Origin of the sequence: Streptomyces sp. Y1 (genome assembly GCF_041053115.1) — a bacterium.
Classification (GTDB): Bacteria; Actinomycetota; Actinomycetes; order Streptomycetales; family Streptomycetaceae; genus Kitasatospora; species Kitasatospora rubellomurina.
Genome location: NZ_CP163445.1, coordinates 180,787 through 193,920, shown reverse-complemented (window position 1 = coordinate 193,920; position 13,134 = coordinate 180,787). Strand labels below are relative to the sequence as shown.

Below are 13,134 nucleotides of genomic sequence, written 5' to 3'. Positions count from 1 at the left end.
ACCATGCCGTCGCCGGCCGACCGGGCCCGACCGCCGCGTCGCACACGAGCACCTGGTCACCGTGCCCCAACTCGGCGAGGGCTCCGGCGAGATGGCGATTCAGGCTCCCGCCCTTCGTCACAGCGCCTCGACCTCCGCGGCGGTGGGGAACGACTCCTGGGCCCCCCGCCGCGTCACGGCGACGGCGCCCACCCGGGCGGCGTACGCGGCGGCCTCCGCGAGCGAGGCCCCCGCACCCAGCTTCCAGGCCAGTGCGGCCGTGAAGGAATCACCGGCACCCGTCGTGTCGACGGCCTCGACCTGCACCGACGCGACCCGCACGACCTCACCCTCGGCGGACGCGACCAAGGCGCCCTGCGAACCGAGCGTCACCACGACCGATTCGGGCCCGCTCGCCAGCAACTCCCGCGCCCACGCGGCGGGATCGTCGCCGATGGCCTCGCCGCCCAGGATCACCCGGGCCTCGTGCTCGTTGACGATCAGCGGGTCGCAGGCCGCCAGGACCTCGGCCGGCAGCGCCCGCGGCGGCGAGGGGTTCAACACGAACCGCGTACCGGACGGCAGTTGGCGCACCACCTCGACGACCGACTCCAACGGGATCTCCAACTGCGCCGAGACCACCCGCGAGGCGCGGACCAGGGGCCCGGCGGCCCGGACGTCCTCCGGCGTGAGCCGCCCGTTCGCGCCGGGCGACACCACGATGCTGTTGTCCCCGGACGGGTCGACGGTGATCAGCGCGACGCCGGTCGGGGCCCCGCCCACCAGGACGCTCGTCGTGTCGACCCCCGCGCTCCGCTGCGACTCCAGCAGCAGCCGCCCGTTCGCGTCGTCCCCGACCCGCGCGAGCAGCGCCGTGCGCGCCCCGAGGCGCGCGGCGGCGACCGCCTGGTTGGCGCCCTTGCCGCCGGGATGGACGGCGAGGTCCGACCCGAGAACCGTCTCCCCGGCCGCGGGCCTGCGCTCGACACCGATCACGAGATCGACGTTGGCCGACCCCACGACCAGCACGTCGTAGTCGTACATGAAACTCCCCAATCAGGAAATCCGGAACGGGGTGAGCCGGAGCCCCGCTTCCGCGGGCACCCGGGCCACCCCTTTCCCTGTCTCAGCCACTGAATCCGGCCACGGTCTCCTTCGTGACCACCTTCACCGGCACCTTGATGGTCTCCTCGACCTTCTCCCCCTCGATCGCCTTGACCGCGTTGTCCACGGCGATCTTCCCGAGCTGCGACGGCTGCTGGGCCACGGACGCGTACAGCGTCCCCTGCTCGACCGCCTTCAGCCCGTCCGGAGTCCCGTCGAAGCCGACGACCTGCACGGAATCACCGGCCTCGGACCCGAGCGCCCTCGCCGCGCCGAGCGCCATCTCGTCGTTCGCGGCGATGACACCCCGGACGTCCGGGTGTGCCTGGAGCAGGTTCGACATGACGTCGAGACCCTTCGTCCGGTCGAAGTCGGCCGGCTGCTGCGCCACGACCTCGATCCCCGGGTACGCCGCCAGTTCCTTGGCGAAGCCCTCGGCCCGCTCGCGCGCGGCGGAGGTGCCGGCCAGCCCCTGAAGGATCACGATCTTCCCGCTGCCGCCGAGCTTCTCGGCGAGGGCCTTCGCCGCCTGCTCGCCGCCGGCGACGTTGTCGAGCGCGATGTCGTCCGGCACCCGCAGCCCACGGGCGCGTACGGCGTCCAGGGCGCCCAGCGCCATCAGGTTGTCCGCCGCGAACACGACCTGCGGGGGCTCGGCGAGGTCGAGGAACCGCTCGGTCGCCCGCCGGCCGCTGTCGGCCTGGAAGTCGCCCTGGCCGACGTACCGGTCCGGCAGGTCGAGGCCGTACTCCGCCAGCGCCTCGCGGAACGCCGCCACACGCTCCTGCCCGGTCGTGGTGGCCGCCGGCCCGCCGATGATCGCCAGCCGGCGGTGCCCCAGCCGGTGCAGGTGCGCGACGAGGTCCCGTACGGCGCCCCGCCCGTCCGCCCGCACCACCGGCACGTCGACGCCGGGCGCCGCCGACCACCGGTGGCGCCTGCGCCACGGCGGCGGCGACACCTTCAGGATCCAGTGCGCCGACAGCGGCCGCGTCCTCGGCATCTCCGGTGCCTCCACCGCCCTGGGGGCGCGGGCCGTGCTCTGGGACGACAACGGCGCCGGCGACCACCGGTGGCGGTTCATCTGATCCGGCGTCGGGCCCCGGTCGCCGCGGGGGCGGGGGTGGTGTGATCTATCCCACGGTCGCCGGATCTCCGTCCGTCGGGGTCCTGCTCCGGAGCGCGGTGGGCGGGGTGGCGGGCCCGGTGGCCTGCGGGGTCGTGGGGCAGGGGGTCCGGGCGGGCGGGGGTGTCAAGCTGGCCGGTTCCCGATCCGCCGGCGGATGCGGTTCAACCGCTGCCCCTCGTTCATCCGTTCGTCATGGGACGGTCGGTCACCTGTGAGCCGCCGGAGGCGATGTGGGACGGGACGCCGGACGCCGGGCGTCGGACGAGAGGGGATGGGCGATGGGGCGAGTACTGGCCGAGCTGGTGGGGGACACGGAGGACTTCGCCAGGGCACTGGAGGACCGGAGGCCGCAGGTGTTCCGCACCGCCGGGTGGCCCGCCGGGCTGCCCCGGCCGGACGAGCTGGACGCCGTCCTGCACGGGGGCCTGCTCCGGGTGCCGTACGTGGAGATGGTGATGGGCGGCGAGGTCGTCGCGCCCGAGCGGTTCTGTACGGCGCGCACGGTCGCCGGGCGGCGGGACGAGGGCTGGGCGGACCCCGGGCGGATCACCGCCCTGCTGGCCGAGGGCGCCACGCTGCTGCTGCCGCAGCTGGACCAGTGGCACGCCCCCGTGCGGGCGCTGGCCGGCGACATCGCGCTCCAGCTGGGGCGTCGCACCGAGGCGTTCTGCTTCGCGACGGGCGCCGGCCGGCGTGGCCTGGACGTGCACCGGGACGACGCGGACGTGCTGGTCGTCCAGCTCGCGGGGGAGAAGGAGTGGACGGTCCACGAGGCGCCGGCGGACGGGCGCTGGCGCCCGGGGCTCGCCCCCGAGCCGGGGCCGGTGGCGGTGCAGACGGTGCTCGCGCCGGGCGAGGTGCTGTACGTGCCGCGCGGCGCTCCGCATGCCGCGACCGGGCGTCAGGGGCTGTCGGTGCACCTGTCGTTCGTCGTCCGTGAGGTCGGCACCGGGCGGTTGCACGCGGCGGTCGGCGAGTTCCTGGCCGCCGGCACCTCCCGTGGTGGCGGCAGCGGCAGCGGCACCGGCGTTGGCGCCGGCGACCTGCCCGAACGGCCCGGGACGGCCGCCGACCTGCTGGCCGCCGCCGCCGAGGTGCTGCACCGCAGCCGCGCCCGCCTGGCCGAACTGACCCCGGAGGAACTGCTGCGCCTCGCACGGGGCCCGCTGCCCGCCCCGGCGCCGGACGCCCCGCCGCTCCCGGGGCCGCTGGGCGGCTGAGCCGGGGGAACGCGAACGGGCGCGGTTGCGCCGGACCGTGTGAACGGTCCGGGCAACCGCGCCCGGTCGTACCCGTACTGCCGCTGGATCAGGCGGAGCCGCCCGATCGAGCCGGTGGCACCGGTCAGATGCAGTACGGGCGGGTGCAGGAGCCCTCGCACGAGATGCTGAACGCGGCTTCCTCCTGCTCGCCGGTCTCGGCGGCGACGAGGTCCTGCACGTCGAGGTCGAACAGCTCCTGCATGTCGGTGGCCATGGGGGGCCTCCCTTCGTCAGTGCCGCGACTGGCCGCGGCGGACTGCAGCGGACGTTAGGCACTCGCCGCGGAGCCCGACAATGACCGTGCGACAACGGATGGCCGAATCCAGCCAACTCTTGATGACTTTTGATCGCTCATAGACACCTTTCGATCGTCGGGATAGAACGACCCGACGAACTCGCTCGACGAAGCGACATCGCGACAGGGCGACACGGCACCACAGCAATACGGCGACAGGGCGACACGAGGCACGGGGGCACGGTGGGGAAGAAGACGCACGCGGCACACCGGGACACGCTCTTCACCGCGACCGGACCCGTCCTGCTGCGCACACCGGCGTCGGCCCGCCCGGACCGCGCCGTCCCCGCCGGGGCCGATGCGGTCGATGCGGCCGGGCTCGATGCCGACGGGCTCATGGCGTACGTCGCCGAGGCCGCCGCCGATCCGGTGCTGCGGGAGGCGATCGAGGTCTCCAGCCCCTCGCTGGCGGACCTGGTGGACCAGGCGGCTGCCGCCGCGCCTCGCCCGGCCGCACTGGGCCCGGCCGCACTGGGCCCTGACGCCCTGCGCCCCGTCGCTCTGCGCCCGGCCGCTCTGCGCCGCGCCGCCGAGGCGATCGGCCGCTACCGGCTGCGGATGGCCACCCGCCCCACCCCCTTCGGCCTGATGGCCGCCGTCGCACCGGCCCGCTTCGGCACCCGGGCCGAGGTCCGCTGGGACGGCGCCGAACGCCGCGCCTTCCGCCCCGACCTCGGCTGGCTCCTCCCGCTCCTGGACCGGCTGCGCACCGAACCGCAGGTGCTGGCGACCCTGTGGCTGGCCGCCGACCAGCAGGTCGCCCTGCGCGGCGACCGGCTCGTCCTGCCCTACCTGCCCGAACGGCGCGCCGAGTCGGCCGGCGGGAAGGGCGCGGTCGCCAGGGGCGGAGGTGCCAAGGACGGGGGTGCCAAGGGCGGGGGCGCCGGAGCCGGGGGCGCGCAGCCCGTCAGCGAGCGGACCGTGCGTGCCACCGCCGTGGTGCGCGCCGCCGTGCGCCACGCCGCCCGGCCGCTGCGCCACGCCGACCTGCTCGCCGCGCTGGCCGCCGACTTCCCCGCCGCCCCGGCCGAGGCGATCGCCGCGCTCGTCCGCACCCTGGTCGCCCAGGGCTTCCTGCTCACCGACCTGACGCCCCCGCCGGACAGCACCGACCTGCTCGGCCACGTCCTCGACCGACTGCCGGACGGCCACCCCGTGCGCGCCGAACTCGCCACCGTACGTTCCCTGTTGGGGCAGGCCGCCGGCCTGCCGCGCGGGCAGGCCACCGCCGTGCTGCGCGAGGCGCGCCGGCGGATGACCCGGCTCGGGCCCGCCGACCGAGCGCTGCACGCCGACCTCGCCCTGGACGCCGAGGTGGTCCTGCCCGAGCAGGTCCGCACCGACCTCGAGCACACCGCCACGCTCCTGTGGCGGCTCTCCCCGCCCGTCACCGCCCCCGAGCACCTGCGTACCTACCACGCGGAGTTCGTCGAGCGGTACGGCACCGACAGCCCCGTCCCGCTCACCGAACTGCTCGACCCCGACACCGGCCTCGGCCCGCCCGCCGGCTACCGGCGCCCGGCCGGCGCCCGGGGCGCGGCCAACCCGCAGTCCACCCGCCCCCGCACCGACGCCGACGCGGCCCGCGACCGGGTGCTGGCCGAACTCGCCTCCGGCGCCCTCGCCGACCGCGAGCCCGGCGCGCCCTTGCCCGAGGTCGTCCTCGACGACGACCTGCTCGCCCGTCTGATCCCCCCGCAGGACGAATCCGGCGGCGCCGCCGACACCCCGCCCGCCTCCCTGGAGCTGTACGCCGAACTCGCCGCCGACTCCCTCGACGCCCTGGACGCCGGCCAGTTCCGCCTCGTGCTCTCCCCGACCGCCGGCAGCGACCGCGCGGGCGCCACCTTCGGCCGCTTCGCCGCCCACCTCGCCGGCGCGGGCGGAGACGGCGCGGACGGCGGCGCGCTGCTCGCCGCCGCCGCGGGCAGCACCCCGCACCCCGACGAAGTCCTCGACACCCAACTGGAGTTCACCCCCTACCGCCCCCGGCACGCCAACATCGCCCTCACCCCCCGCTGGCTCGGCCACCGCGTCGCCGTCAGCGCCTTCCCCGACCCCGGCGGACCCACCGCCCTCCCGCTGGACGACCTCGTCGTCCTCGCCGACGCCGAACGCCTCACCGTCCACTCCCGCAGCCTCGGCCGCGAGATCCGCGCCACCGCCCACCACGCGCTCAACCTGCGCACCGGGGCCCCCAACGCGGCCCGCTTCCTCCAGGAGGTCGCGCTCACCGGCCAACGCCCCTGGCAGCCCTGGGACTGGGGCGCCGCCGCCAGCGCCCCCGCCCTGCCCCGCGTCCGCCGCGGCCGGGTCGTCCTCGCGCCCGCCGCCTGGCGCCTCACCGCCCCCGTCCCCTCCGGCGACGCCCCGTACGAGCAGTGGGCCGAGGGCCTCGCCCGGTGGCGCCGCCGCTGGGGCGTGCCCGCCGCCGTGCGCCTGCTCAGCGGTGACCAGCGCATCGGCCTCGACCTCGACAACCCCTGGCACCGCCGCCTGCTGCACAGCCAGTCCCGCTCCGACCGGCCCACCGTGCTCCAGGAGGACCTCACCGGCGACGGCGGTGGCGGCTGGCTGCTCGGCCCCGGCGGCGCCCGCACCGCCGAACTCGTCGTCCCGCTGCGCCGCACCGCCCGCCCGGCGGACCCGGCCGCCCCCGCGGCGCGCCGTCCGCTGCCCGCCCCGCACCCCCGCAGCCCCGAACTCCCGGGCGGCCCCTGGCTGTTCGCCCGCCTCGCCGCCACCGAGGCCCGGCACGACGAGATCCTCGCCGACCACCTGCCCCGGCTGCTCGCCGACCTGCCCGGCGACGTGGACCGCTGGTTCTTCATCCGCTACCGCGACCCCGCCCCCCACCTGCGGCTGCGCTTCCACGGCACGCCGCGCGCCCTCGCCGCGGACCTGCTGCCCGCCCTCCACGACTGGGCCCACGACCTGCGCCGCGCCGGCCTCGCCGCCGACCTGCGCCTGGACAGCTACACGCCCGAGACCGACCGCTACGGCGGTCCCGCCGCTCTCGCCGACGCCGAGCGCGTCTTCCACGCCGACAGCCTGGTCGCCCTCGCGGCCCTGCGGCTGGCCCGCGCCGCCCGCACCACGCCCGGTGAACTTCTCGCCGCCGTCAACCTCACCGCCACCGCCCAGGCCTTCCTCGCGGCCCGCCCCACCCCGCTGCCCGTCGGCGGCTGGATCGCCGCCACCTACCCCAAGTCCGAACAGCACCACCAGGCCTTCCGGGCCCACCGCGCCGCGGCCCTGCGCGCCATCGGCCCGGCGGGCCCCACCACCCCCGGCGGCGGCCTGCTGCCCGCCGACCCCGCCCTCACCGCCGCCTGGCACGAGCGCGCCGCCCGACTCGCCCAGTACGCCCCCCGCCTCACCCCGCCCACCGCCGGCCCGGCCCTCGCCTCCGTCCTCCACATGGGCCACAACCGCCTCATCGGCATCGACCGCGAGGCGGAACGCCGCGCCTACGCCCTCGCCCGCGGCACCCTCGAAGCCCACCGCACCCGCCCCACCGCCGAGCGATGAGCCGCCCGAGCCGGCGGCCCGGCCTGCGGCGGCCGGCCCGGGGCCGGCCCGCGTGGTGCGGCGTCGGCACCGGCCGGGGAGGGGGCGGCGGTGGGTGGGGGCGGGCGCCGGCTGGTCGCGGCTGGCGTGCGGGCGCTCGGGGCGGCTTGCCGTCGTCGCCGCCCATGCCTGTCGCGCAGGCCGGCCGGCCCGGGCTGTGGCGGCGGTCCCGTTCGGTGGGCGCTCGGTCGGCGTGCCGGGTGGGCGCTCGGGGGTCGGGATCGGCCTGCTGTCGTCACCGAACGTGCCTGTTCCGCAGGCAAGTTGGCCTGGACCGCGGGTGCGGTGGCCGCCTCGCGGGTGTGCACCTGGAAACCCACCACTTCGAGCGAGGTTCGATGACTCCCACCGAAACCGTCCGGGCGGTCACCGCCCAACTCGCCCGCCCCGCCGACCCGGAGGCCGTCCCGGCCCCCGGGCTCGGGGCCGGTCCGAGCGGTGCGGCGCTGGCGCTGGCCGTGCTGGCCGGGGAGGACCCGGCGTTGCGTCGGGCCGCGCACGGGCTGCTCGCGGGTGCGGTGCGGGCGCCCGGGGCGATGCGCGGGGGCGGCCTCTACTCCGGTGCCGCCGCGGTGGCCTTCGCCGCCCGCACCATGGCGCGGGAGCCGGGCGAGTACCGCGGCCTGCTGGACGCGCTGGTGCCCCGGGTCGGTGAGTCCGCCGCCGGGCGGGTGGTGGCGCTGCGGGCCGATCTGGCGGCGGGGGCGGGGCTGCGGGCGCACACCTTCGACGCGGTCTCGGGGGCGGCGGGTCTGGGCCGGCTGCTGCTGGCCCTGGAGCCGGAGGGGCCCGCGCTGGCCGGGGTGCTGGCCGCCCTGGTGGAGCTGGCCGCGCCGGGCGGCGGGGCGCTGCCGCGCTGGTGGACGGCGGGCGGTCCGGGGCTGCCCGGCGCGGACCCCGACCATCCCCGCGGCCACGTCAACCTCGGTCTGGCGCACGGCGTTCCGGGCCCGCTCGCGCTGCTGGCCCTGGCCCGGCTGCAGGGCGTCCGGGTGCCCGGCCAGGACGAGGCGATCGAGGCCCTCGCGTCCTGGCTCGCCGCGCACCGGCGGCCCGCCGGCGGCTGGCCGATGACGGTGCGCGTCGAGGACGTGGCCGCCGGCCGGCCGCCCGCCGACGCGCCGACCCGGGCGGCCTGGTGCTACGGCACCCCGGGCGCGGCCCGGGCGCTGTTCCTCGCCGGCACCGCACTGGGCCGCGCGGACTGGCGGGACGCGGCCGTCGCCGCGCTCGCCGACGCGTTGGCCGACCCCGCCGCCTGGCACCTGGCCGGCGCCGGGCTCTGCCACGGCACCGGCGGTCTGCTGCGAATCGTCCAGCGGATGGCCGAGGACTCCGGCTCCGCCGCCCTGGCCGACCACCTGCCGGCCCTCGCCGCGGCCACCGCCCGCGACCTGGCCGCCGCCCTCGCCGCCGGAGAGCCCGCCACCCTCCTGGAGGGCACCGCCGGCGCGGCCCTGGCCCTCCACGCCCACCTCCACGGCGACCCTCGGCCCGGCGGCGCCGCCGGAGGGGGCTGGGACGCCTTCCTGCTCCTCGGCTGAGCCCGCCGCCGGCGCCCGCCTGCCTGCCTTCGGACGAGGCCGTGTCGCACGTTCGGTCCAAACACGCGCGCCCGGTCGGGGGCGGTGGGGGACCGGACGGAGGCTGGGGCGCCAGACAGGGGGGACCGCCAACCGAGACGGAGAAGCCGTGACCGAGCCGGACTACTACCAGTTCCACTCCACCCATGGGAGCCACTCCCCGCTCCACGTCGTCTGGATGCCGATCGGAGCGGGCGGCCTGAGCTCCTTCGAGTACGCCGACTCGACGAGGTCCCTGGTGTTCCGGGGCTCGGAGGTGACGGTGGACAAGACCCCGCTCGGCCAGGTGGTGAGCGTGACCATCGAGATCTCGGTCGACCGCGGGTCCACGTCGTTCTCCGTGCTGGTGCCCTCCGTCAACCTGGTCGGGCCGAGCGCGACCGTGAGCACCATCGGCATCACCACCGTGCACCGGATCGGGATCGGGCCGATGGCGGGGCAGCTCGACGTGTACTCGGAGACGCCGCTCATCGGCACGGCCGAGACCCGCATCATCCCGCTCGAGGAGAAGACCGGCGCCGCCACGGCGTGACCGCGCCCCCCGGGACGCCGCAGCCCCCACCGCCTCCGGATGGCGGTGGGGGCTGCGCTCCGAGCTCGTGTTCCGGCATCGCCCCCTGACGCCGTGTCCTGATCTCGACGGCGGGATTCCGGTCAAGGTTCCGCGGCATCCACCCGACTTGAACGGTTCACGGGATCACCACGACATCTCCGTGCTACAACCATCGGCGGGCCGCAACTCCCGTTGTGCGCCTGCCCGGTACCGCAGGTCCGGGTGTTCCCGTGCCACCCCTCTTTGTCCGGGCGCCTTTGCCCGGTCACGACCTTGGGAGAGCCATGCCCGCCGCACCCACCCGTCCCTTCCGCATACTTCTCGCCGTCCTGGCCGCCGTCGCCCTGCTGTTCTCGGGTGCGGCCGCCGCGACCCCCGCGAGCGCCACCGCCAGCAGCCTCGACGGCGCCTGGGCCTGCACCGTCCCGACCGGGTACGTCTACGACCAGGTGCAGATGAACCGCAGCTGCAGCGGCGGCGGCAGCTGGGGCTCGCCGCAGTACCACCTGGTGACCCCCTACGACGGCCTGACGGCCTGCGTGAGCGCGCCCGGCTTCGTCTACGACTCCATCAGCTGGGGCTCCGCCTGCAGCCAGATCTCCGGCGTCCAGAGCAACGCCTTCCACCTGCGCAAGCCGTACGACGGTCTGGTCGCCTGCGACGGCCCCCGCGACTTCACCTACGACTACCTCGTCTGGGGCCTGGCCTGTTCCACCGTCCAGGGCGTCCAGAGCAACGCCTTCCACCTGCGCAAGCCGGTCAGCGGCATGTGGGCCTGTGACGTGCCCACCGGCTTCACGTACACCGCGACCACCCAGAACTACGACTGCAGCACCTACCGGGGTGCCACGTCCACCAAGTTCCTCCTGGCCGGCTGACCGGTCCCGCGCCGAGTGCGGGGGCAGGAGGTCGGCCCTGCCGGTCTCCTGCCCCCGCCGTCGGGCACCGGAGTGTAGAACTGATGATCAGTCATCTCGCTTTCGGGGCAGCCGAGTTCAGATACTCGGCCCCGGCGTCGACGGCGGCGTGGTTCGTTGACGCACTTGCCGGGCGTTCCTACCGTTGCGGCAACCGAAAGGGAGGTGGGACCCATGCGACGCGACTACGACGCTGCGCTCGCTCGTGTGCAAAGCGACTACGCCTTCTACATCCACTGCCAGTCCGATCCCGAAGCGGCCCTCGCCGACTACGAGTTGAGCCCGGAGGAGGCGGCGACGTTCTCCGATCCGCAGCTGCTGTCCGACGCGCTGAAGAAGCAGGGCGAGGACGAGGGGCGGCTGGCGATCACGGTCAAGATCTCCGGCACCCACGACTGGATCAACCGGTCGGTGCCGCCACCGGAGCAGAAGGACGTCAGCGCATTGATCACGAGCGAGATCGAATCCGTCCGGCAGGCCGGGAACGACGAGGAGCGCCGCGAGGCGATGCTCCGCCTGGTGAGGTTGATCGGATGAGCGGGCAGGCCATGGGCGCACCCTCGGTGTGGCCCTTCGACATCGGCATCGTCGGCACCGGCATCGTCGGGACGCACCAGCTCACCCGGGAGGCCGAGGAGGTCATCCGGCGGAGCAAGCACACCTTCGTCATCGCCTCGGGATTCGGGATCACCGAGCACATCGAGACCCTGTGCCCGCAGGTGACCGACCTGAGCCGGTTCTACGAGCCGGGCATGAACCGGCTGCCGACCTACCACCGGATGGCGGCCGAGGTGCTGTCGGCGGCCGTCGCCGAGGGGCCGATCTGCCTGGCCACCTACGGCCACCCCTGGGTGTACTGCTACCCGACCACGCTGATCACCCGGGCCGCGGCGCTGCTGGACCTGCACGTCGAGGTCTTCCCCGGGGTGTCCGCGTTCGACACGCTGCTGGTCGACCTCGGCACCGACATCGCCAACGGCGGCATCCAGATGTACGAGGCCACCGACCTGCTGCTGCGGCAGCGGCCCGTCCAGACCGACGTCACCTGCGTGATCTGGCAGCCGACGGTCGTCGGGGACCCGACCTGTCCGGACGGACCGTACGCCGCACGGCAGTTCGAGCCGCTGCAGGAGCACCTGCTGCGGTTCTATCCCCGCGATCACCGGGTCAAGCTGGTGACCAGCAAGAACCACCCGCTGCTGCGCTCCACCGTGGTGCCGCTGGAACTCGGTGAGCTGGCGGCCGCGCTGGAGGGGATGCCGGGCATCGGCACGCTGTACGTGCCCGCGCTGACCGAGCGGCCCGTCCTGGACTCCGAGCTGCTGGACCTCATGGTGAGCCGGGGGACGCCCGCGGAAGCGGTGCCGGTGGCCCCGATGGGGTGAGGCCGGAGCGCAGGGCGTGCGCGCGAGGGGAGCGGCCGGGCCCGGCCGCTCCCCTCGCGCGTGGGACGGTGGCGTCCGGGCGGGGGTCAGCGGCCGCGGGGCGCGATGCCGGCGTACCGGTGGACGAAGGAGAGGAAGAGCGGCCGGTCCCGGCTCTCGGCCCCGCCGGCAGCGGCCGCCGTCAGCCCGGCCTCCAGGCGCGCCGCGGCCTCGGCGGCCAGGGCCGGAACGACCCCTGAGTCGAGCGCCCGTTCGAGGGTGGCCGCGCCGTCGCGCGGGTCGGCGGGCCACGGGCCGTCCGCCGCGGCCAGCAGCACCGCGTTGAGCGCCCCGTCGCCCGCGTCCTGGCAGAGGTCGACCAGGTCGTCGATCCGCCACATCGCCTCGCCGAGGAGCGTGCCGGCCGTCGGCGGGGGGAGCGTCGGCAGGCCGGTGGCGAGGTGCTCGATGATCTGGAACGGCAGGACCGAGGTCCCTCGCGAGCACCCGACCAGCTGGTCACGGGTGGTGGCACCGGCCGGGCGCCGCACCGACAGGTGCTCCGCCGCCAGGGCCTCCGCCAGCCGGGCGCCGACGCGTTCGCGCAGCGCCGCGCCCGGCTCGGCCGGGTGGCCGAGGTGCAGGAGGCGGACGAAGGCCTCGACGAGCCGGGCGGTGAACTCCACGGTCGGGTCCGTACGCAGCGGTTCCGGCAGCGCGGCGCGCAGCCGTCCGTCCGGCCACGGCTCGGTCGCGGCGCCGGTCAGGTCGACGGACCGGACCGTCCGGAGCAGCTCCAGCCCGAGCGGCGGGGCGCCGTCGCACACGCCGTCGACGAGGCCGACGGCCAGGTTGAACACCGCGCAGGACAGCGCGGTGGTGGCCGCCCGTTCGTCGCCGACCCGCCGCGGTGCCAGCAGGTGCGCGGTGACCGATCCGAACGCGAGCCCCAGGCCGATGCGTTCGGCGGCCCGGTCGTCGTCGAACTCGATCCGGTAGGCCCCGGCCCGGCCGTCCGGGTAGCAGTGCTCCACCGCCCGGCGGAGCAGGTCCGCCCCCGCGCGGACGGCGTCGGCCGTGGCCGCCTCCAGGGCCGCGGGGGCGAGCAGCAGGCCCCGGGCGTCGAGCTCGCTCGAAAGGCTGCGGTTGACCGCGTCGTCGACCGCCCGCCGCAGTTCTTCGGGAATCTCCACCTCGGCCTGCCCCTGGACGTGGCGCCGGTTTCGATCGGCACCGCCGGACCACCGTTCGCGCACCATCCTCCGTCACGGCCGGGGCGCCCTCCACCGCAGCGGATCCGGCGCGGGAACACGCGGCCCGGCTGCTTCGAACGGGCCAGCCCGGATGGTGCGTGCCCGAGGCGCCGGCGCAGGCTGGG

General features: G+C 76.0%; 12 protein-coding genes and 1 pseudogene. 8 read left to right on the top strand and 5 right to left on the bottom strand.

All coding sequences use genetic code 11. The features are described 5' to 3' along the window. Positions 1-28: 28 nt before the first annotated feature. From AB2U05_RS00645 to AB2U05_RS00635, 3 genes and pseudogenes are all read right to left on the bottom strand, one after another. Positions 29-121 (bottom strand): annotated as a pseudogene (locus tag AB2U05_RS00645) (RbsD/FucU domain-containing protein); the annotation flags it as partial. Beyond that, a complete protein-coding gene (locus AB2U05_RS00640; RefSeq protein WP_369182073.1) occupies positions 118-1,023 on the bottom strand; it encodes a ribokinase in 906 nt (301 codons plus the stop codon). The gene AB2U05_RS00640 and the pseudogene AB2U05_RS00645, both read right to left, overlap by 4 nt. An 82-nt stretch (positions 1,024-1,105) precedes the next feature. Beyond that, on the bottom strand, positions 1,106-1,978 hold the full coding sequence (locus AB2U05_RS00635) for a substrate-binding domain-containing protein (RefSeq protein WP_369182072.1): 873 nt from the start codon (positions 1,976-1,978) through the stop codon (positions 1,106-1,108). On the opposite strand from AB2U05_RS00635, the gene AB2U05_RS00630 reads away from it, so the two are divergent. Both AB2U05_RS00630 and AB2U05_RS00625 read left to right on the top strand, forming a co-directional pair. Next, a complete protein-coding gene (locus tag AB2U05_RS00630) occupies positions 1,899-2,171 on the top strand; it encodes an RICIN domain-containing protein (protein WP_369182071.1) in 273 nt (90 codons plus the stop codon). The two genes, AB2U05_RS00635 and AB2U05_RS00630, sit on opposite strands and share 80 nt — an antisense overlap. Before the next feature lie 319 nt (positions 2,172-2,490). After that, entirely contained in the window at positions 2,491-3,432 is a 942-nt protein-coding gene (locus AB2U05_RS00625) for a cupin domain-containing protein (protein WP_369182070.1), read from the top strand. Between the two features lie 124 nt (positions 3,433-3,556). Here AB2U05_RS00625 and AB2U05_RS00620 read toward each other — a convergent pair whose 3' ends face one another. Continuing rightward, positions 3,557-3,688 (bottom strand): hypothetical protein, encoded by a 132-nt coding sequence (locus AB2U05_RS00620; RefSeq protein ID WP_279616844.1) that lies wholly within the window; start codon positions 3,686-3,688, stop codon positions 3,557-3,559. A gap of 264 nt (positions 3,689-3,952) precedes the next feature. On the opposite strand from AB2U05_RS00620, the gene AB2U05_RS00615 reads away from it, so the two are divergent. From AB2U05_RS00615 to AB2U05_RS00590, 6 genes are all read left to right on the top strand, one after another. Continuing rightward, a complete protein-coding gene (locus AB2U05_RS00615; protein WP_369182069.1) occupies positions 3,953-7,300 on the top strand; it encodes a lantibiotic dehydratase in 3,348 nt (1,115 codons plus the stop codon). Between the two features lie 377 nt (positions 7,301-7,677). Further along, positions 7,678-8,883, top strand: a complete 1,206-nt coding sequence (locus AB2U05_RS00610) for a lanthionine synthetase LanC family protein (protein WP_369182068.1) — start codon at positions 7,678-7,680, stop codon at positions 8,881-8,883. A 148-nt stretch (positions 8,884-9,031) separates the two neighbouring features. After that, on the top strand, positions 9,032-9,454 hold the full coding sequence (locus AB2U05_RS00605) for a hypothetical protein (RefSeq protein ID WP_369182067.1): 423 nt from the start codon (positions 9,032-9,034) through the stop codon (positions 9,452-9,454). 305 nt (positions 9,455-9,759) lie between these two features. After that, entirely contained in the window at positions 9,760-10,353 is a 594-nt protein-coding gene (locus AB2U05_RS00600; RefSeq protein ID WP_369182066.1) for a hypothetical protein, read from the top strand. A 213-nt stretch (positions 10,354-10,566) separates the two neighbouring features. After that, on the top strand, positions 10,567-10,929 hold the full coding sequence (locus AB2U05_RS00595; protein WP_045702987.1) for a hypothetical protein: 363 nt from the start codon (positions 10,567-10,569) through the stop codon (positions 10,927-10,929). Continuing rightward, positions 10,926-11,777 (top strand): SAM-dependent methyltransferase, encoded by an 852-nt coding sequence (locus AB2U05_RS00590; RefSeq protein ID WP_078860797.1) that lies wholly within the window; start codon positions 10,926-10,928, stop codon positions 11,775-11,777. The genes AB2U05_RS00595 and AB2U05_RS00590 overlap by 4 nt, the downstream gene beginning before the upstream one ends. Before the next feature lie 86 nt (positions 11,778-11,863). Here AB2U05_RS00590 and AB2U05_RS00585 read toward each other — a convergent pair whose 3' ends face one another. Further along, positions 11,864-12,949 (bottom strand): hypothetical protein, encoded by a 1,086-nt coding sequence (locus AB2U05_RS00585; protein WP_369182065.1) that lies wholly within the window; start codon positions 12,947-12,949, stop codon positions 11,864-11,866. Positions 12,950-13,134: the final 185 nt, after the last annotated feature.